General features: G+C 69.6%; 21 protein-coding genes. 13 read left to right on the top strand and 8 right to left on the bottom strand.

The genetic code is table 11. The features are described 5' to 3' along the window. Positions 1–117 precede the first annotated feature (117 nt). The 6 genes from NVV32_RS07140 to NVV32_RS07165 all read left to right on the top strand — a co-directional run bounded on the left by NVV32_RS07140 (position 118) and on the right by NVV32_RS07165 (position 5,425). Entirely contained in the window at positions 118–1,029 is a 912-nt protein-coding gene (locus tag NVV32_RS07140; RefSeq protein ID WP_422391826.1) for a helix-turn-helix transcriptional regulator, read from the top strand. Next, positions 1,029–2,501 (top strand): Fe-S cluster assembly protein SufB, encoded by a 1,473-nt coding sequence (gene sufB, locus NVV32_RS07145; RefSeq protein WP_055773500.1) that lies wholly within the window; start codon positions 1,029–1,031, stop codon positions 2,499–2,501. Before NVV32_RS07140 ends, sufB begins: the two co-directional genes overlap by 1 nt. 2 nt (positions 2,502–2,503) lie before the next feature. After that, positions 2,504–3,847 (top strand): Fe-S cluster assembly protein SufD, encoded by a 1,344-nt coding sequence (gene sufD, locus NVV32_RS07150; protein WP_082471653.1) that lies wholly within the window; start codon positions 2,504–2,506, stop codon positions 3,845–3,847. After that, on the top strand, positions 3,847–4,206 hold the full coding sequence (locus NVV32_RS07155; protein ID WP_055773499.1) for a non-heme iron oxygenase ferredoxin subunit: 360 nt from the start codon (positions 3,847–3,849) through the stop codon (positions 4,204–4,206). Before sufD ends, NVV32_RS07155 begins: the two co-directional genes overlap by 1 nt. Positions 4,207–4,276: 70 nt before the next feature. Further along, a complete protein-coding gene (sufC, locus tag NVV32_RS07160; RefSeq protein WP_055773496.1) occupies positions 4,277–5,044 on the top strand; it encodes a Fe-S cluster assembly ATPase SufC in 768 nt (255 codons plus the stop codon). A 51-nt stretch (positions 5,045–5,095) separates the two neighbouring features. Then, positions 5,096–5,425 (top strand): metal-sulfur cluster assembly factor, encoded by a 330-nt coding sequence (locus tag NVV32_RS07165; RefSeq protein WP_055773495.1) that lies wholly within the window; start codon positions 5,096–5,098, stop codon positions 5,423–5,425. 102 nt (positions 5,426–5,527) lie between these two features. Here NVV32_RS07165 and NVV32_RS07170 read toward each other — a convergent pair whose 3' ends face one another. From NVV32_RS07170 to NVV32_RS07180, 3 genes are read right to left on the bottom strand one after another with little or no spacing between them, the layout of a single operon-like run. Continuing rightward, entirely contained in the window at positions 5,528–6,196 is a 669-nt protein-coding gene (locus tag NVV32_RS07170) for an energy-coupling factor transporter transmembrane component T family protein (RefSeq protein ID WP_422391827.1), read from the bottom strand. Further along, positions 6,193–6,915, bottom strand: a complete 723-nt coding sequence (locus tag NVV32_RS07175; protein WP_422391828.1) for an energy-coupling factor ABC transporter ATP-binding protein — start codon at positions 6,913–6,915, stop codon at positions 6,193–6,195. The genes NVV32_RS07170 and NVV32_RS07175 overlap by 4 nt, the downstream gene beginning before the upstream one ends. Before the next feature lie 27 nt (positions 6,916–6,942). Then, positions 6,943–7,572: a biotin transporter BioY gene (locus tag NVV32_RS07180; protein ID WP_422391829.1), complete on the bottom strand. Its 630-nt coding sequence runs from the start codon at positions 7,570–7,572 to the stop codon at positions 6,943–6,945. A 171-nt stretch (positions 7,573–7,743) separates the two neighbouring features. Between NVV32_RS07180 and NVV32_RS07185 the strand changes: the two genes are divergently transcribed. Next, positions 7,744–9,342, top strand: coding sequence for an ABC-F family ATP-binding cassette domain-containing protein (locus NVV32_RS07185; RefSeq protein WP_055773488.1), 1,599 nt, complete (start codon positions 7,744–7,746; stop codon positions 9,340–9,342). Between the two features lie 318 nt (positions 9,343–9,660). On the opposite strand, the gene NVV32_RS07190 is transcribed toward NVV32_RS07185, so the two are convergent. Continuing rightward, positions 9,661–11,016 (bottom strand): ice-binding family protein, encoded by a 1,356-nt coding sequence (locus NVV32_RS07190; RefSeq protein WP_422391830.1) that lies wholly within the window; start codon positions 11,014–11,016, stop codon positions 9,661–9,663. Between the two features lie 216 nt (positions 11,017–11,232). On the opposite strand from NVV32_RS07190, the gene NVV32_RS07195 reads away from it, so the two are divergent. Beyond that, positions 11,233–11,625, top strand: coding sequence for an MmcQ/YjbR family DNA-binding protein (locus NVV32_RS07195; protein ID WP_422391831.1), 393 nt, complete (start codon positions 11,233–11,235; stop codon positions 11,623–11,625). A 20-nt stretch (positions 11,626–11,645) separates the two neighbouring features. Here the strand turns inward: NVV32_RS07195 and NVV32_RS07200 are convergent, their stop codons facing one another. The 3 genes from NVV32_RS07200 to NVV32_RS07210 are packed head-to-tail and all read right to left on the bottom strand — an operon-like array spanning position 11,646 to position 13,113. Further along, entirely contained in the window at positions 11,646–12,473 is an 828-nt protein-coding gene (locus tag NVV32_RS07200) for an SURF1 family protein (RefSeq protein ID WP_422391832.1), read from the bottom strand. Then, positions 12,474–12,767 (bottom strand): hypothetical protein, encoded by a 294-nt coding sequence (locus tag NVV32_RS07205; protein WP_422391833.1) that lies wholly within the window; start codon positions 12,765–12,767, stop codon positions 12,474–12,476. It abuts the gene before it with no gap. Next, entirely contained in the window at positions 12,760–13,113 is a 354-nt protein-coding gene (locus NVV32_RS07210; protein ID WP_422391834.1) for a DUF3099 domain-containing protein, read from the bottom strand. Before NVV32_RS07210 ends, NVV32_RS07205 begins: the two co-directional genes overlap by 8 nt. Before the next feature lie 281 nt (positions 13,114–13,394). Here NVV32_RS07210 and fabG point away from each other — a divergent pair, with 281 nt between their 5' ends. Next, positions 13,395–14,132 carry a 3-oxoacyl-ACP reductase FabG gene (gene fabG, locus NVV32_RS07215; protein ID WP_422391835.1) on the top strand — a complete coding sequence of 246 codons (738 nt, stop codon included), beginning with the start codon at positions 13,395–13,397 and terminating at the stop codon, positions 14,130–14,132. Positions 14,133–14,199: 67 nt separating this feature from the next. After that, a complete protein-coding gene (locus tag NVV32_RS07220; protein ID WP_422391836.1) occupies positions 14,200–14,949 on the top strand; it encodes an SDR family oxidoreductase in 750 nt (249 codons plus the stop codon). 222 nt (positions 14,950–15,171) lie between these two features. Here the strand turns inward: NVV32_RS07220 and serB are convergent, their stop codons facing one another. Then, entirely contained in the window at positions 15,172–16,053 is an 882-nt protein-coding gene (serB, locus tag NVV32_RS07225; RefSeq protein ID WP_422391837.1) for a phosphoserine phosphatase SerB, read from the bottom strand. 92 nt (positions 16,054–16,145) lie between these two features. On the opposite strand from serB, the gene NVV32_RS07230 reads away from it, so the two are divergent. The 3 genes from NVV32_RS07230 (at position 16,146) to NVV32_RS07240 (ending at position 18,187) form a co-directional block, all read left to right on the top strand. Next, positions 16,146–16,931 carry an ABC transporter ATP-binding protein gene (locus tag NVV32_RS07230; protein WP_055773469.1) on the top strand — a complete coding sequence of 262 codons (786 nt, stop codon included), beginning with the start codon at positions 16,146–16,148 and terminating at the stop codon, positions 16,929–16,931. 40 nt (positions 16,932–16,971) lie between these two features. After that, a complete protein-coding gene (locus NVV32_RS07235) occupies positions 16,972–17,805 on the top strand; it encodes a TrmH family RNA methyltransferase (protein ID WP_422391838.1) in 834 nt (277 codons plus the stop codon). Positions 17,806–17,929: 124 nt separating this feature from the next. Then, positions 17,930–18,187, top strand: coding sequence for a type B 50S ribosomal protein L31 (locus NVV32_RS07240; protein WP_055773464.1), 258 nt, complete (start codon positions 17,930–17,932; stop codon positions 18,185–18,187). The last annotated feature ends 147 nt before the right edge of the window (positions 18,188–18,334 follow it).

Below are 18,334 nucleotides of genomic sequence, written 5' to 3' on the forward strand. Positions count from 1 at the left end.
CGACAGGTAGTAGTGCTGCGGAGGGTCCTCGATGGGTAGCCTCGCCTAAGTGGTCGGCCGGAATACATTAGGTCATGCTTGTGTTGTGTATTTTGTCGCCGACGGGAGGAATGGACTGTGACCGTATCGCCACGCGCCGCCCTCTCCACTCCGGATCCCGCGCCGGCGGTCGGCCCGCGCAGTGCGCAACGGACCGCCCAGATCGTCTCCCCGGATCCCGACGAGCGCACCAGGGACCGGGTCCTGTCCGCGGTCCTCGAGCGCGGCCCCGTGAGCGCCGCCGAACTCGGTGACAGTCTCGGATTCACCCCCGCAGCCATGCGGCGGCACCTGGACGCACTGTCGCAGGACGGCCTGATCGAGGTGAAGCGCGCGCGGAGCTCCGCCACCGGCGCGGGACGCCCTGCACGCCGCTACGTGCTCAGCCGGCGTGGCCAGACCGAGATGGGCGACGACTACCTCGACATCGCCACCGCTGCGCTGGCGCAGCTCGGTGCGGCCGCGGGCCCGGAGGCCATCGAGGAGTTCGCCCGTGCGCGCTTCTCCGGGATGGAGGAGCGTTACCGGCCCGTCGTCGAGGCCGCGGGCCCGGACCTCGAGGCACGGGCCCGGGCGCTGGCCGGTGCGCTGACCGCAGACGGCTTCGTCGGGTCGACCAAGACCGTCGGACTGCCGCAGCTTCGGGGCTCCCGCCCCGTCGCGTCCTCGGCTAGGCCGGTGATGCTGAGCGTGCAGCTCTGCCAGGGCCACTGTCCCATCCAGGGGCTGGCTTCGGCCTTCCCCGCCTTCTGCGAGCAGGAGACCGGCGTGTTCTCCCGGCTGCTCGGCGTCGACGTCCGGCGCCTCTCCACCCTGGCGGCAGGCGGCCACGTCTGCACCACCCACATTCCCCTGGGACGGACGACGGCGGCACCTGCCGCGCCGGCCAGCCCGGATGCTCCCGGCGCCGCCGAATCCACGGCGGCTGCGGAAGCCGCGCCGCCCAGCAATCCAGCAACCCCTTCTATCCATCAGCAAGGAAGGCCGTGATGACGGATCAAGTAGACCGCAAGCCAGCCGCGTCGGCAGTGCCGGAGTCGGTGATCAGCGACATCCTGGAGAAGAACCCGGAGCTCGAGGGCATCGGTACCTACCAGTACGGGTGGGCCGACAAGAACGAAGTGAGCGACAACGCCCGCCGCGGCCTGAGCGAGGAGGTCGTCCGCGACATCTCCGCGAAGAAGAACGAGCCCCAGTGGATGCTCGACCTCCGCCTCAAGGGCCTGAAGTACTTCGACCGCAAGCCCATGCCCGCCTGGGGTGCAGATCTCTCCGGCATCGACTTCGACAACATCAAGTACTTCGTGCGTTCCACGGAGAAGCAGGCGAACACGTGGGAAGACCTCCCCGAGGACATCCGCAACACGTACGAGAAGCTCGGCATCCCCGAGGCGGAGCGTGCACGCCTCGTGTCCGGCGTCGCTGCCCAGTACGAGTCCGAGGTGGTGTACCACCAGCTCCGTGAGGACCTGGAGCGCCAGGGTGTCCTGTTCCTCGACACCGACACCGCGCTGCGCGAGCACCCCGAGATCTTCAAGGAGTACTTCGGCACGATCATCCCCGTCGGGGACAATAAGTTCGCGTCGCTCAACACGGCCGTGTGGTCGGGCGGTTCCTTCGTCTACGTCCCCAAAGGCGTCCACGTGGAGATCCCCCTCCAGGCCTACTTCCGCATCAACACCGAGAACATGGGCCAGTTCGAGCGCACGCTGATCATCGCGGACGAGGACTCCTACGTGCACTACATCGAGGGCTGCACCGCCCCGATCTACACCTCGGACTCCCTGCACTCGGCCGTCGTCGAGATCGTGGTCAAGAAGGGCGCGCGCGTCCGGTACACGACCATCCAGAACTGGTCGAACAACGTGTACAACCTCGTGACCAAGCGCGCCATCGCGCACGAGGGCGCCACCATGGAGTGGATCGACGGCAACATCGGGTCGAAGGTCACTATGAAGTACCCGGCCGTCTACCTGGTCGGCGAGCACGCCAAGGGTGAGACGCTCTCGATCGCCTTCGCCGGCGAGGGCCAGCACCAGGACACCGGGTCGAAGATGGTGCACATCGCGCCGAACACGAAGTCCTCGATCATCTCGAAGTCCGTCGCCCGTGGCGGTGGCCGCGCCGCCTACCGCGGTCTGGTCCAGGTCCGCGAGGGAGCCAAGCACTCCGCGAACACGGTGCGGTGCGACGCCCTCCTGGTGGACACCATCTCGCGGTCGGACACGTACCCGTACGTCGACATCCGCGAGGACGACGTCACCATGGGCCACGAGGCGACGGTGTCGCGCGTCAGCGAGGAGCAGCTGTTCTACCTGATGTCCCGCGGCCTGCCGGAGGACGAGGCCATGGCCATGATCGTGCGCGGGTTCATCGAGCCCATCGCACGCGAGCTGCCCATGGAGTACGCGCTCGAGCTCAACCGGCTGATCGAACTGCAGATGGAAGGGGCTGTAGGCTAGTAATGGCTGAGACCACCCACACGGAATCCACACCCGACACTGCGCCTGACGCCGAGGTCACCGATCTCGGCGACCTCGACGAGAAGGCGCGCCTCGGCGCTCCCGCAGGCGCCGTCGACCGCTCGAGAGCGATCGACGGCTTCACCGAGGAGGGCGAGTCCCTCTCGACCGGGGACACCGGCAGCGAGCAGCTCGGCCTGAAGAAGCACAGCCACGGCAATGCCCCGGTGATCCCGGAGGCGTCTCGCGGTGAGCGTCGCAGGTCCTTCGACATCGCGGACTTCCCGACCCTCACGGGGCTCGAGGAGGACTGGCGTTTCACCCCGCTGAAGCGCCTGCGCGGCCTGCACACGGAGGCGCTGTCCGCCTCTGCGCCGGCGGTCGAGGTCACCGGGGCCGGCAACGTGACCGTCGAGACGGTCGGTCGCGACGACGTCCGGCTCGGCGCCTCGGCGACCCCCGAGGACCGCGTGTCCGCCGCCGCGTGGAACGCCTTCGGTGACGCCACCGTCATCACCGTCCCGCAGGAGACCGTGGCCGACGGCGAGGTCATGGTCAGCGTCCGGGGGACGCACGCCGAAGCCTCGGCGCAGCACATCCTCATCGACGCGAAGGCCTTCTCGAAGGCCGTCGTCGTCCTCGACCACCAGGGCTCGGCGACGCTCGCGCAGAACGTCGAGATCGTGGTCGGCGACGGCGCGGAGCTCACCGTCGTCAGCGTCCAGGAATGGGACGACGACGCCGTGCACGTCTCCTCGCAGCAGGCGAAGGTGGGCCGCGACGCGCGCTACAAGCACGTCGTCGTCAGCCTCGGCGGCGACCTCGTGCGGCTGACGCCGTCGTCGATCTTCACCGCGCCCGGCGCGGAGGTCGAGATGTACGGGCTGTACTTCGCCGACGCCGGCCAGCACCTCGAGCAGCGCCTCCTGGTGGACCACGCCGTACCCAACTGCAAGTCCCGCGTCACCTACAAGGGCGCCCTGCAGGGCGACGACGCGCACACCGTCTGGGTGGGCGACGTCCTCATCCGCAAGGCCGCCGAGGGTACCGACACCTACGAGACCAACCGCAACCTGATCCTCACGGACGGTGCGCGCTCGGATTCCGTGCCGAACCTCGAGATCGAGACCGGCCTGATCGAGGGTGCCGGCCACGCCAGCGCCACCGGCCGCTTCGACGACGAGCACCTGTTCTACCTGATGGCACGCGGCATCCCCGAGAAGGCTGCACGCCGCCTCGTGGTCCGCGGGTTCCTCACCGAGGTCATCCAGCAGATCAAGGTGCCCGCCCTCGAGGAGCGCCTGTCGGAGTCCGTCGAGCGCGAGCTCGCTGCGGGCAACCTCTGATGGCTGCCGAACCCCGCGGCGAGCTGATCTGCAGCGTCGACGACATCCAGGTCAAGCAGGCCCTGAGGGTCCTCATCGACGACTACCCCGTAGCCGTCGTCCGTGACTCCGACGGGGAGATCCACGCGCTGGGGGACACCTGTTCCCACGCGGACATCTCCCTCTCGGAGGGCGATGTCGAGGGGTGCGCCATCGAGTGCTGGGGCCACGGTTCCCAGTTCGACCTGCGCAGCGGCGCCCCCCTGCAGCTCCCGGCGTACGAGCCGGTCCCGGTCTTCGCGCTGGAGATCCACGACGGCAACGTCTACGTCGATGTCACCACCGTCACCAACGGGGCGCCGGCACCGCAGTTCGGCTGACGGAACGCCGTCCCGCACCCCCTACTTCCTGCACTCTTCCTGCACCAGCAGGCGAAGGAGAAAGAACACGATGTCCACACTTGAAATCAAGGACCTGCACGTCAGCATCGACACCGAGCAGGGGAATGTCCCCATCCTCAAGGGCGTCACGCTGACCATCAACACCGGCGAGACCCATGCCATCATGGGGCCCAACGGCTCCGGCAAGTCGACCCTCGCGTCGACCATCGCCGGCCACCCCCGCTACACGGTGGACAGCGGCTCCATCACGCTCGACGGCGAGGACGTCCTGTCCATGAGCGTCGACGAGCGTGCGCGTGCCGGCCTCTTCCTCGCGATGCAGTACCCCGTCGAGGTCCCGGGCGTCACCATGACCAACTTCCTGCGGACCGCGAAGACCGCCCTCGACGGCGAGGCGCCGAGCCTCCGCCACTGGACCAAGGACGTCAAGACCGCCATGGCCCAGCTGCGCATCGATGCGGACTTCGCCCAGCGCAACGTCAACGAGGGCTTCTCCGGTGGTGAGAAGAAGCGCGTGGAGATCCTGCAGCTCGAGCTCTTCCGCCCCAAGTTCGCCATCCTCGACGAGACCGACTCCGGCCTCGACGTCGACGCCCTGAAGGTCGTCTCCGAGGGTGTCAACCGTGAGCACTCGAAGGGCGAGATGGGCACGCTCCTCATCACGCACTACACGCGGATCCTCCGCTACATCAAGCCGGACTTCGTCCACGTGTTCGTCGCCGGTCGCATCGCCGAGCAGGGCGGGCCCGAACTCGCCGACCAGCTCGAGGCCGAGGGCTACGATCGGTTCACGGCCCAGACTCCGGTCGAGGCCTAGGACCACTCCGATCTCCCGACCGCCGTCGGGATACGCGAAAGGAACAGTTCGATGACTGATGTGCAGCAGGCGCAGACCGCGCTGGGCGACGTCGAGGAAGCGCTCCGTGATGTGATCGACCCCGAGCTGGGCGTCAACATCGTCGATCTCGGCCTCCTCTACGGCCTGAAGTACGCGGAGGACGGTGCCCTCCTGATCGACATGACCTTGACGACGGCGGCCTGCCCGCTGACCGACGTGCTCGAGGAGCAGGTCGGCCAGGCGCTGGACGGCGTCGTGGACGAGTGGCGCCTCAACTGGGTGTGGATGCCGCCGTGGGGTCCCGAGAAGATCACCGAGGACGGCCGCGACCAGATGCGGGCACTCGGCTTCAACATCTGATCGTCCGACGCCGGCTGCCGATGTCGGCTGCCGACGGGCGTGATGGACATGGAGGGCGGTTCCGGCGACGACCGGGACCGCCCTTCTGCGGACCCGGCGGTTTCATCCGACGACGCTCCCGTGGTCCTGCCCGCGGTCGTCCTCCTCGTCGTCGTGCTCACCCAGCCCCCGGGCGGCCAGCGCCTCACCCGTCCGGTGCGCGTACGCGACGGCGCCGAGGACCAGCGGGGTCACCGCGACCCGGGGGCTCCGCTCCAGGCCCCGGGCGCGTGCTGCCTCCCGGACGTCGACGAACAGGCCTGCGAGGTAGGGGATGCTCCGCAGCATGATGGACAGGGCCAGGGCGAAGCGTTCCGGGTCGGCGCCCAGTCGCCGGAACGGGCGGGCGAGCGACGCGGTGCCGTCCAGCAGCACCTGCAGGGGAGTCGTCAGCGTCACCGACCGCGCCGCGAGGAGGCATCCCGCGATCCCGCCCACCACGACGAACGCCTGGACCCAGCCCTGCGAGAAGCCCTGGTAGAGCGCGAGGATCCCGAGCACGGGGGCCACCGGAAGCAGCATCCGCGCCGTCTGCAGCACGGATTGTCGGGCGCCGATCAGCAGGCCGGCGAGCGCGAGTACCAGGACGGTGCTCGTGGTGGGCACGGAACCCCACCCGACGACGGCGATCGCGCACCCGAGTGACGCCGCCGCTTTCGGTGCGAGCGGCAACCGGTACAGGAGGCCCGCTCCCGGACGGTACAGGCCGAGCGTGCTGCCGAATCCCCTCACGGCAGGAGGTGTCCGTCGCCCGCCGGGCCGCCGTCGGGCTGGGCGGACAACGCCCGGTAGAAGGACACCGCGTCGTCGGGCCTGCCGTCGAACACCACCCGTCCGCCGTCGATGACGAGGGTACGCTCCGCCTCCCGGGCGAAGTCGAGGTTGTGGGTGGTGAACACCACCTGCTGCCCGAGGCCGGCGAGCAGGGCTCGCACCGCCCTGTCGTTCCGCAGGTCGAGCAGCGTGGTCGGTTCGTCGGCCAGGAGGATGTGCGGCTCGACCGCGAGGACCACGGCGAGGGCGAGGATCTGCCGTTCACCGCCGGAGAGGTCGTAGATGCTGCGGTCGGCGAGGTGCTCCAGGCCGAAGTGCCGCAGCACCTCGCCGGCGCGCAGCCGGCGCTCCGCGGCAGGCAGCTTGCGGGTCCGGAGGGACAGCTCGACGTCCTCGCGTCCCGTGGGCATCACCAGCTGCGAGAGTGGATCGGTGAAGACGAACCCCACCGATCTGCGGACGGTGTTGCCGGCCTTCCGGGTGTCCCGACCGAGGACCTCGACCCGCCCCTGCGAGGGCAGCCGCAATCCGTTGACGAGGCGGAGGAGGGTCGACTTGCCCGAGCCGTTGGCGCCGATGACGGAGATCCGTCGTTCCACCAGGGACAGGGTCAGCGGGTGCAGCAGCGTGCGCCGGTCGTCGTCCGACCGCACTGCCGCTCCGATGAACTCGATCATCGTCGGCGGGCTCGGCAGTCGGGGCGCTCAGGCACGGGGTCGGGCGAGGAGCCGCGGGAAGGCGCGATGCACCGACACCGCGAGGAGGGCCGCGAGGACGTTCTTGACGACATCACCCGGCAGGTATGCGGCGTCGACGAGGACGGCGTCACGGAGGGACAGCTCGGCGTTCACCATGAGCCCCGCCACGCCGAGCGGATGGATGGTCGACAGGCTCGCGACGACGCACGCGAGGAAGAGCAGGACGGCGCGGAAACGGGTGGCACTGCGCAGGACCGCCCTGGCGAGCAGTCCTGCGACGAGTGCCGCCGGCGGGAAGGCGATGAGGTAGCCGGCGGACGGTCCGGCGAGGACGCCGAAGCCGCCGCTGAAGCCACTGAACACGGGGAGGCCGATCAGTCCGGCGGCGAGGTACAGGAGGACGGCGGCGGTCCCGCGCCCTGGTCCCAGGACCGCTCCGGCGAGCATGACGCCGAGCGTCTGCAGGGTGATCGGCACGCCGAGCGGGCCGACCGGGATACCGGGTACGATTGCAAGGGCGGCGATGAGGGCGGCGAAGACCGCGACCAGCGAGAGATCGGTGGTGTCCCACCGCTTGCGGGACGACGGACGGCCGTCGGTGATAGGTCCGGGAGAGGTCTTCTCGGTCGGCTGCATGGCACACGCTCCTCCAGCGGGCCGGAGTCGCACCGGTTGCTCCGGTGATTTGTCGACTTCCTCCAGCCGTAACTGCTTCTGTACCGAGACTAGCGCCGGTCACCAGGGGATCCCTTGTGGGATTCCTACAATAAACCGCCGTCTCAGGCACACCATCGAAAGGCCCTGACCGTGATCAACGTATCGAACCTGGAGCTCCGGGCCGGCGCTCGCCTGCTCATGGACGAGGTGTCCTTCCGCGTGGACAAGGGCGACAAGATCGGCCTCGTGGGCCGGAACGGCGCAGGCAAGACGACGCTGACCAAGGTCCTGGCGGGGGAGTCGCTGCCCGCAGGAGGCACTGTCACCCGGTCCGGCGAGATCGGCTACCTGCCCCAGGACCCGCGCACGCCCGACATGGAGCAGCTCGCCCGGGACCGCATCCTCTCCGCCCGGAACCTGGACGCAGTCGTGACCGAACTGCGCCAGGCGCAGGAGGACATGGCGAGCGAGAAGACGTCGGTGCGGAACAAGGCCATGGCCCGCTACGACCGCATCGAGGCGGCATTCCTCGCCGGTGGCGGCTACTCGGCAGAGGCCGAGGCCGCGGCCATCTCCTCCAACCTCGCTCTGCCGGAGCGCATCCTGAACCAGCCGCTGAAGACGCTCTCGGGCGGCCAGCGCCGCCGGGTCGAGCTGGCGCGGATCCTCTTCTCCGGCGCGGAGACGATGCTCCTCGACGAACCCACCAACCACCTCGACGCCGACTCCATCACCTGGCTGCGTGAATTCCTGAAGAACCACCAGGGCGGCCTGATCGTGATCAGCCACGACGTGGAACTGCTGCAGGCGACCGTCAACAAGGTGTTCCAGCTCGACGCGAACCGCGGCACGATCGACATCTACAACATGGGCTGGAAGCGATTCCAGCTGCAGCGCGAGACGGACGAGCGCGCGCGGAAGCGCGAGCGCGCCAACGCGGAGAAGAAGGCGCAGGTCCTCATGGACCAGGCGAACAAGATGCGCGCGAAAGCCTCGAAGGCCGTCGCTGCGCAGAACATGGCCAAGCGGGCCGAGCGGCTGCTCGGCGGGCTCGACGCCGTCCGCGCCTCGGACCGCGTGGCGGCGCTCCGCTTCCCCGAGCCCTCGCCCTGCGGCAAGACCCCGATGACGGCCGAGGGGCTCAGCAAGTCCTACGGGTCGCTCGAGATCTTCACCGACGTCGATCTCGCCATCGATCGCGGTTCCAAGGTGGTCATCCTCGGGCTCAACGGAGCCGGCAAGACGACATTGCTCCGCATGCTCGCGGGCGTCGACACGCCGGACACCGGCAAGGTCATCGCCGGTCACGGTCTCAAGGTCGGCTACTACGCCCAGGAGCACGAGACGCTCGACACGGAACGCTCCGTGCTCGAGAACATGAAGTCCTCGGCCCCCGACATGCAGGACGCCGAAGTACGCGGCATCCTCGGCTCGTTCCTCTTCTCGGGTGACGATGTCGACAAGCCGGCCGGAGTGCTGTCCGGTGGTGAGAAGACCCGCCTGGCCCTCGCCACGATCGTCGCCTCCTCGGCCAATGTGCTGCTCCTGGACGAGCCCACCAACAACCTCGATCCCGCGAGCCGCGCCGAGATCCTCGGGGCGCTGAAGAACTACAGCGGTGCCGTGGTGATGGTGAGTCACGACGAGGGTGCGGTCGATGCGCTCGACCCCGAGCGGGTGGTGCTACTGCCCGACGGCGTCGAGGACCTCTGGAACCAGGATTACCTGGAGCTCGTCACCCTGGCCTGATCCGTCAGGTGGCCTGATCCGCGTCACCCGGCGGCGGTCCGCGGAACGGACGCGCCGGTGACATGGATCCATCGACCGCGGAACGACCGCCGGCGAACCACCGGCGGCGAACCACCGGCGGGGAACAACAGGTCAGCGGCTGCTCTCGCCGTCACCGGCTGAGCCGAGACGGCGGACCCACAGGGACGAGGGTGGGCCCGGAGGCCGCACCCTCGCACCGGTGGACAGGTCTGTCCGGGCCGACGTCGACCGACCTGGGGCCCGAGAACAGCCGCGACGCCGGACGGATGATGCGCCCGGTCCGTGGCCCGATGCGGGTCAGTGCCGGCGGTGCGATCGCGCCGTGCGCCTGATTCCCACGTCCTTAAGCGAGCCGAGCGCGGCGACCGCGCACAGCAGGGCAGCGCCGGCGAACGTCGGAGTGAATGGCGTCGACGGGCCCGCGACAGTGGCCGAGGTCTGGACGTTCGTCCCGCGATTCATGCCGAGCGACCTGCTGCCGCCGCCGGCCGTATCGTCGGTCGACCCGCTGGAGCCGCCGCCGATACCGCCCGAACCACCGGTGCCGCCGCCCAGACCGCCCGATCCGCCGAAGCCGTCGCCCGTGCCGCCCGAACCACCGGTACCGTCCCCAGTGCCCGGCAGGATCGGTGCGCCGGGCGCGTCGGAGGGACCGGTCGTCGGCTGGGGAGCGGTCGGCTGCTGGGAGGGTGTCGGCGTGGCCGTGGCAGTGGGCGTCGGCGTAGGAGTGGCCGTCGGAGTGGCAGTAGGAGTGGCCGTAGGTGTCGGTGTGGCAGTGGGAGTGGCCGTGGGTGTCGGTGTGAGCGTCGGCGTGGCCGTGACCGTCGGCGTGGCCGTGGGGGGCACGGTCGGCGTGGCGGTCGGCGTCGCACTGGGGCTCCCGGTGGGCTCCGCCGTCGGTACGGCGGCGCACGAGTCGGTGACGAAGACATTGTCGTCGAGGGTGACGGCACCGGTCCGCGCGAGCGCCCGGCCGTCGACGGTGGCGGATGTCGTCACCGCGATCGAGCTGAGGGCGAGGATCGTGCCCGTGAAGGAGGAAGCGGTCCCGAGGGTCGCGGAAGAACCGACCTGCCAGAAGACGTTGCAGGCGCTGGCCCCGCCGATGAGGGCGACGTTGCTCGCGGACGCCGTGATGAGCGTCGACGCGACCTGGAAGATGAAGACGGCATTCGGGTCGCCCTGCGCGTCGAGGGTCACCGTGCCGCTGAGCGCCAGCGGGCCGGTGGAGTTGTAGACGCCCGCAGGGAACGTGCGCCCCACCAGATCGCCCGCAACGCTTTCGGTGAGGGCCCTGCTCGCGGCGTCGTCGTAGGCGATCCCGACGTCGGACTGCGCCTGAAGTGCTTCGGCGTTCGCGGTATTGATCGTTCCGGACGCGACGCCCGGCGGGAAGCCCGTGATCGCGGACCCGGGGCTGACGCCGAGGTTGCCGGTGAGGGTGGTGGGACCGGTGTTGGTGACGGTCTCACCGCCGAGGACGGAGTAGGACCCGGCCGTGCCGAGGCCCACGGGGGCTTCGGCGGCGGACGCCGACCAGGGGCCGCTGGCCGTGGCCAGCAGCGTGAAGACGAGCGCCCCCGCCGCCAGGGCGCCGGGCGCCCGTCGGTTCGGGCGGGAGTGGGCATGGCGTGCTGTACTGCTGCTTTTCAAGGTTCGCCTTCCAGCGGAGGGGCGGGGCCGAAAGCGCGATCGCACTGCTGAGTATCCAGAAGGGATGATCTCGGATCAGGTCACGAGGTGATCAGCACGAGGGTCCGTCAGCATAACTCCTCAGGGGGCTGTCGAACCGATCAGCTCCGACGTTTCTCGGACGACTTTCCACCGGTCCGGCGGCGCAGTCACGGACGTCAGGACTAGGGTGGCCGTATGGACGTCGAATGGCTCCGGGCCGCCTGCCTGGGACTCACCGGTGCCTATGAGGACTATCCGTTCGGCCCGGAGATCGCCGTGTTCCGGGTGCGGGTCCCTGGACGGGCCGCACCGCCCGGCCCGGGCAGAATCTTCGCCCTCGTCCGGGTGGAGGTGGAACCGCTCTCCATCTCCCTCAAATGTGACCCCGCCCTCGCCGTGCAGCTCCGCTCCGCCCATCCGGAGATCACCGGCGCATGGCACCTGAACAAGAAGCACTGGAACGGTGTGCGTCTCGACGGCGCCCTGGACGAGGAGATGCTCCGCGACCTGATCGAGGACTCCTACGACCTCGTCGTCTCGTCGCTGCCCGTGGTCCAGCGTGCTGCGCTCGGCTGGCTCCGTCGCTGACGGAAGCCCGGCATCCGGAGCTAGCGGATCCCCTGTGCGTCGAGGATGGCGTCCTCCTCCTCCTCGGACGAGGGACGACGGCGCTGCCGCGTCGGCAGGTCGGGGGCGGTCCCGTCCAGCTCGGCATTGCTGCGTCGCTGCTGCCGGGCTGCGTACCCGAGGCCCACGAAGGCGAGGACCCCGAAGGCGAACCACTGCAGGGAGTAGGACAGATGCGGGCCCTCGTCGATCGACGGTTTGGGGGCCGCGACGGGCGTGACTGCGGCTCCTGGCCGCTCGAGCGCGAGGAGTCCGTAGGCCGCGTCCTGCAGTGGGTAGTTGAGGCGGTCGGACAGCGCGACGAGGTCGATCGACGCCACCTGGCCCTCCGGCGCTCCGCGGTTGACGGCCGGCTCACCCGGCTTCATCCTCGCGGTCACCTCGACCTGCCCGGACGGAGGGGCCGGGATCTCATCGGGCCGGCCAGCCTCGATGTTCCCGATCGGCAGCCAGCCGCGGTCGATGATGACGGCCGTGCCGTCGTCGAGCCGCAACGGCGTGAGCACCTCGTATCCGGGCTGGCCGTTGAGGGGACGGTTCCGTGCCACGACCTGGTTGTCCACGTCATAGGTACCGATGAAGGTCACGGGGGTCCACTCGCGTGCTGGGTCGTACCTGTCGAAGCCGTTCTCGCCCGGGACGTAGCGCTGGGGCGCCGCGTCGTAATTCGCCTCGATGCGCTGGATGTCCTCCACGACGGCCTCCCGCCGGTCGAGCTGCCAGCGGCCGAGCCCCACGCAGCCGGCTGCCAGCACGATCACCATGGCGAGCCAGCCGAACCAGCGTGCGGAGAAGAGGAACCGGTACATCTAGCGGGCTCCCATCGGCCGGCCGGCGGTCAGGGGCAGCGTCTCTTTCCACAGCCCGCGCTCGCGCAGGTACTCCTCGAACCACGTCACGTGCTCGGGACAGGAGGCCCAGGCCTTGCGTCGCCCGGGTGCATGGATCCGCGGATTGTTCCAGAGCAGTTGCCAGGTGGCCCGCTCGCGGCATCCCTTGCGGGAGCAGACCGGAGCGTCGCCGGGTGCCGGGTGCACACCGAACAGACCGAGACCCGCGGTCGGGGTGACCGCGGGTCGGGGGAGCGGTGATACGTCAGGCATCCGTGCCCGGTCCTCCGATGCGCGCCGCGCGTGATCCGTGATGGGCAGGGTCGACGCTGTCGTCGACGATCTCGCCACTCAGGATGTCGTCGTCGTCCTCGGGACCGGCGTCGACCACCTTCGCCTCGATCTCGCGGACCGGCGCACGGTCGATCAGCGCATCGCTGTGCCGGATGTTGCTCGTGTCACCGCCGCCGTTGGCGACCACGACCGCGAAGTACGGCAGGAAGACCGCGCCCGCGATCATGACCCAGGACAGCCAGCCGTAGGGAACGACGAAGACCAGGATGAAGCAGACGAGGCGGATACTCATCGAGACCGTGTAGCGGATCATTCGGGTTCGCATTTCATCGCTGTGTGATTCACGTGCGTCTGAGATGCTGTGGACGTCTGTGTTGTGCTTCGTTTGTTTACTCATCACACTCCAAAGAGACTCCCTCTATTGTCTCACTTCGGGCTTCGTTCCCGAAGTCGAGGGATGCGCCGATAGGATCGTCGGGATAGTTCGACGGACAGGCGCGGACGGGGCCGGCGGGACGCGGTACATCCCCGCCGGATCGCTCGCGACGATCGTCGATACGGACAACGCGGACCCCTTTCCGGCCCGCAGACAGAGGAGTTCTTCCCGTGGCATCTGGTGCAGACAACACGACGACGGCCACCGGCCGCAGCGTCCTCATCACCGGGGGTAACCGTGGGATCGGACTGGCCATCGCCAAGGTATTCGTAGCCAACGGCGACAAGGTTGCCATCACCTACCGAAGTGGTGAGATTCCCGAGGGCATGCTGGGCGTCAAGGCCGACGTCACCAGCGAGGAGCAGATCGACGCCGCCTTCACCCGGGTCGAGGCCGAGCACGGTCCCGTGGAGGTCCTCGTGGCCAACGCCGGCATCACCCGGGACACGCTGCTCCTGCGCATGACGGAGAGCGACTTCACCGATGTCATCGACACCAACCTCACCGGTGCCTTCCGTGTGGTCAAGCGCGCCTCCCGCGGCATGATCCGGCTCCGCCGGGGTCGGGTGATCCTCATCTCGAGCGTGACCGGCCTGTACGGCGCGCCCGGACAGATCAACTACTCGGCCTCCAAGTCGGGGCTCATCGGAATCGCCCGCTCCCTCACGCGGGAGCTCGGCTCGCGCGGCATCACGGCCAACGTCGTCGCGCCCGGGTTCATCGACACCGACATGACGGCGGAACTTCACGAGGACACCCGCAAGAGCTACCTCGCCACCATCCCGGCCGGCCGGTTCGCCTCGCCGGAGGAGGTGGCCGGTGTCGTGTCCTGGCTCGCCGGTGAGGACGCGGGGTACATCTCCGGCGCCGTGATCCCGGTCGACGGCGGCCTCGGCATGGGGCACTGACGCAGAAGGCTCGCCCCGGCCACCCGAAGCACCCTTTTCCGCACCAGCCCCCAGAACAAGGAGCACCATGTCCACCCTCGAGGGAACCACTGCAATCGTCACCGGCTCGTCGCGCGGCATCGGCGCCGATGTCGCCCAGCAACTCGCAGCGCAGGGCGCTGCCGTCGTCGTCAACTACCGGCAGAAGGCACCGCGCGCCACGAAGGTCGTCGCCGGCATCGAGGCAGCCGGCGGCAAAGCCGTCGCCGTGGGCGCGGACCTCACCACGCCGGAGGGCCCGGCGGCCCTCGTCGACGCCGCCGTCTCGACCTTCGGTGGGCTCGACCTCCTGGTGCTGAACGCGTCCGGGGGCATGGAGACCTCCATGGGGGAGGATTACGCACTCCGGCTCAACCGCGACGCGCAGGTGGCCATGCTCACCGCAGCCGTCGAGGTCATGCCGGCCGGCTCCCGCGTGGTCTTCATCACGAGCCACCAGGCACACTTCATCGAGAAGGTCGAGACGATGGATGCCTACGAGCCGGTTGCGCGCAGCAAGCGCGCGGGCGAGGACGCGCTCCGCGCACTCATCCCCGACCTCGAGGCCAGGGGCATCTCGCTCGTCGTCGTGTCCGGCGACATGATCGAGGGGACGGTGACGGCCACGCTGCTGGACCGCGCCACCCCCGGCGCCATCGAGGCCCGCCGCCAGGAAGCCGGTCGGCTGTACTCCGTGGCGGAGTTCGCCACGGAGATCGTCCGGATGGCCAGGGCCGACATCGCCACCGGACACACCGAGTACGTCGGCGGTGCGGAGGACTTCCTCGCCAAGAGCTGACGTCCACCCACGGCGGGACGCTGCGGCCGGCTCGGGGCGGGCGGTCGCAGCGTGACCGCGGACCGACGCGGAATGGGCGTCGTCGGGTCGCCGGCCGCGCGGGGCCGAGCAGCACAGGCCGCTGGCCGCGCCGGGCGGATCGCAGCGGGATCGTTCCGGGCCGCTGTCCGCCGCAGGATCCGAGCCGTCGGCGCCGGTCCGAGGTCCCGCGCTGCAGCCCTGTCAGAGTCCTGACAGGTGGCGGACGACGTCGAGGTCCGGCAGGTCCAACGCGACATCCGCGGCCGCACGCACGGCCGGCTTGGCATTGAACGCCACGCCGAGTCCCGCGGCCGCGAGCATGTCGAGGTCGTTGGCGCCGTCCCCCACCGCGATGCTCGAGGCCAGGGGGACCCCCGCACGCTCCGCCTCCGAGCGCAGGACGCGTTCCTTCTCCGCGCGGTCGACGACGGCCCCGGACACCCGGCCGGTCAGCATCCCGTCCTGGAGCCCCAGCTCGTTGGCGCGCGCGAAGGACAGGCGCAGCCGCTCCGCCACAGGCGCGAGGACCTGGGAGAACCCGCCGGAGACCACGCCGACCACATGGCCGGCGTCCCGGTAGGCGGCGACGAGCTGCTCCGCGCCGTCGCTCAGCTCGATCCGGGACACCACCTCGTCGATCACGGACATGGGCAGGTTCTCGAGCGCACGGACCCGCTGGTGCAGGGACTGCGAGAAGTCGAGGTCGCCCCGCATCGCTGCCTCCGTCACGGCCCTGACCTCGGCCTCGCGTCCCGCATGGGCCGCGAGCAGTTCGATGACCTCCTGCTTGATGAGCGTGGAATCGACGTCCATGATGAGCAGCTTGCGCCCGGGTGCATAGACGGGTTCACGTACGAGGGCGGCGCCGATGCCGGAGGCCGCGCTCCACGCGGCCAGTCCGGTCCGCAACGACGCGTCCAGGGCTCCGGCCCGCACCTCCAGGGTCAGGACGTCGTACGTCGCGCCGCGGTGCAGGGACCCGACCTCGACAATGACGCCGGCGCGCTCGAGTCGTGTGGCCAGCTCGTCGCGGTGGGCGTCGTCGAGCCGCGCCGCCCAGGCGACCACCCGTGCCTTGATCACTCCGTACGCTCCTGTCCCGCCGCGGTCGGCGCCTCTCCCGAAAGGCCGGTGGTTTCGCCACGAAGCCGCTCCTTAGCCTAGTGTCTAGGACCATGAGTGACGTTCTGGAACTGGCGGGAGTGAGCCTCGTCAGGGGTGGCAAGACCCTGCTCGACGGGATCGACTGGCAGGTCGGCGAGGGTGAGCGCTGGGTCGTCATGGGCCCCAACGGGGCGGGCAAGACCACACTGCTGCAGCTCGCGGGCGCACGGCTGCACCCCACGCGCGGCATCGTCGGGATCCTCGACGAGGTCATGGGTGCCGTCGATGTCTTCGAACTCCGGCCGCGGATCGGACTCGCCTCGGCGGCCCTCGCCTCGCAGGTGCCCGACCACGAGACCGTGCTGGACGTCGTCGTCACCGCCTCCTACGGCGTCACCGGCCGCTGGCGCGAGCAGTACGAGCGCCTCGACGAGCGCAGGGCCTTCCGCCTGCTGGACACGTGGGGCATGTCCCGCTACATGAACCGTTCCTTCGGCTCCCTGAGCGAGGGGGAGCGCAAGCGCGTGCAGATCGCGCGGGCACTCATGGCCGATCCCGAGCTGCTGCTCCTGGACGAACCCGCCGCTGGCCTCGACCTCGCGGGACGCGAGGACCTCGTGCGCCGTCTGACGGACCTGGCACGTGACGAGGACGCGCCGGCGATGGTCCTCGTGACGCACCACCTCGAGGAGGTGCCGCCCGGCTTCACCCACGCCCTCCTCCTGCGCGACGGCAAGGTCGTGTCCGCAGGACCCCTCGCCGACGTCCTCACCGAGGACAACCTGAGCGCCGCGTTCGACGTCGCGCTGAAGGTCACGGAGGAGAACGGCCGCTACAGCGCGGTCGCCCGGGCGTGACCTGCCGCACCGCGGCAGGCTCTCCGTCCCCGGGGTCCTGATGCTGGTCCACCTCGATTCCGTCGATGATCCCCGGCTCGCTGACTACCGGAACCTGACCGACGTCCAGCTGCGGCTCGCCAGGGAACCCGCCGAAGGCCTCTACATCGCGGAGAGCTCGAAGGTTCTGCGCCGGGCGATCGACGCGGGGCATGTTCCCCGGTCGTTCCTGCTGGCCCCCAAGTGGCTGCCTGACCTCGAGGACGTCGTCGGCCGCTTCCCCGCCGCGCCCGCGTTCGTTGCACCGGAAGCGACCCTCGAGGCGATCACGGGCTTCCACCTGCACCGGGGTGCGCTGGCCGCGATGAACCGTCCGCCGGGCCGGACCCTGGGCGACGTGCTCGCGACCGCGCGCCGCGTCGCCATCATCGAGGACATGGTCGACCACACGAACCTCGGAGCGGTGTTCCGTTCGGCGGCGGCCCTCGGGATCGACGCGGTCCTCTTCAGCCCCCGCAGCGCGGACCCGCTGTACCGCAGGGCCGTCCGGGTCAGCATGGGCAGTGTCTTCCAGGTTCCCTGGGTCCGGCTCGCCTCCTGGCCCGATGACCTCGCCGAGGTCCGGGCCGCCGGCTTCACCATCGCCGCGCTCGCACTGGTGCCGGGCGCCGTCAGCCTCGACGCCTTCGCCGGCCGCGACCACGAGCGCCTCGCCCTGCTCCTCGGGACGGAGGGCGACGGACTGAGCGCGGACGCCCTCGGGGCAGCCGACGTCGCCCTCACCATCCCCATGCACGGCGGGGTGGACTCGCTGAACGTCGCCGCCGCTGCCGCCGTCGCCTTCTGGGAGTGCCGCTCCGCGCCGGCAGGGCCGTCGGCGTCCTCCACCGTCTAGCCGCCGTCTAGCCGCCGTTTAGCCGCCCGCCACGGGCTGCGCTAGTATGGACAGCTGGCGCATCCGCCACCCTTTCGTACGTCCCGTGCCTGGCAAAATCCAGGCAACCAGAGAAGGTAGTCCTGTGAAGTCTGATATCCACCCCAAGTACCAGTCCGTCGTCTTCCGCGACCTGGCCTCCGACAAGGCGTTCCTGACCAAGTCCACGGTCGGCTCCGCGAAGACCATCGAATGGGAGGACGGCAACACCTACCCCCTCATCGAGGTCGAGATCTCGTCCGAGTCGCACCCGTTCTACACGGGCAAGCAGCGCATCATGGACTCCGCCGGTCGCGTCGAGCGCTTCAACGCCCGCTTCAAGGGCTTCGGCGGCAAGAAGTAGGACGTCCCCGACGGGACACGGAACCAGGGCGCATGCCCTGGTCCACCAGCAGGAGCCACGCCGGTCCGGCGCGGCTCCTGCTGCGTTAACCCAGGAGAAGCACCCCGACCGCCGGCCGGTACCGACCGCCGCGGCCGGATCGACACG

This window comes from Arthrobacter sp. N1, assembly GCF_048288285.1.
Classification (GTDB): domain Bacteria; phylum Actinomycetota; class Actinomycetes; order Actinomycetales; family Micrococcaceae; genus Arthrobacter_D.

What these genes read in the sequence shown, in the direction of transcription:
- sufC (WP_055773496.1), top strand. Translation starts at nt 4,277, where the DNA reads ATGTCCACACTTGAAATCAAGGACCTGCACGTCAGCATCGACACCGAG.
- NVV32_RS07195 (WP_422391831.1), top strand. Translation starts at nt 11,233, where the DNA reads ATGGACGTCGAATGGCTCCGGGCCGCCTGCCTGGGACTCACCGGTGCC.
- NVV32_RS07210 (WP_422391834.1), bottom strand. Translation starts at nt 13,113, where the DNA reads ATGCGAACCCGAATGATCCGCTACACGGTCTCGATGAGTATCCGCCTC.
- sufD (WP_082471653.1), top strand. Translation starts at nt 2,504, where the DNA reads ATGGCTGAGACCACCCACACGGAATCCACACCCGACACTGCGCCTGAC.
- NVV32_RS07220 (WP_422391836.1), top strand. Translation starts at nt 14,200, where the DNA reads ATGTCCACCCTCGAGGGAACCACTGCAATCGTCACCGGCTCGTCGCGC.
- NVV32_RS07235 (WP_422391838.1), top strand. Translation starts at nt 16,972, where the DNA reads ATGCTGGTCCACCTCGATTCCGTCGATGATCCCCGGCTCGCTGACTAC.
- NVV32_RS07200 (WP_422391832.1), bottom strand. Translation starts at nt 12,473, where the DNA reads ATGTACCGGTTCCTCTTCTCCGCACGCTGGTTCGGCTGGCTCGCCATG.
- sufB (WP_055773500.1), top strand. Translation starts at nt 1,029, where the DNA reads ATGACGGATCAAGTAGACCGCAAGCCAGCCGCGTCGGCAGTGCCGGAG.
- NVV32_RS07155 (WP_055773499.1), top strand. Translation starts at nt 3,847, where the DNA reads ATGGCTGCCGAACCCCGCGGCGAGCTGATCTGCAGCGTCGACGACATC.
- NVV32_RS07180 (WP_422391829.1), bottom strand. Translation starts at nt 7,572, where the DNA reads ATGCAGCCGACCGAGAAGACCTCTCCCGGACCTATCACCGACGGCCGT.
- NVV32_RS07205 (WP_422391833.1), bottom strand. Translation starts at nt 12,767, where the DNA reads ATGCCTGACGTATCACCGCTCCCCCGACCCGCGGTCACCCCGACCGCG.
- NVV32_RS07175 (WP_422391828.1), bottom strand. Translation starts at nt 6,915, where the DNA reads ATGATCGAGTTCATCGGAGCGGCAGTGCGGTCGGACGACGACCGGCGC.
- NVV32_RS07165 (WP_055773495.1), top strand. Translation starts at nt 5,096, where the DNA reads ATGACTGATGTGCAGCAGGCGCAGACCGCGCTGGGCGACGTCGAGGAA.
- NVV32_RS07230 (WP_055773469.1), top strand. Translation starts at nt 16,146, where the DNA reads ATGAGTGACGTTCTGGAACTGGCGGGAGTGAGCCTCGTCAGGGGTGGC.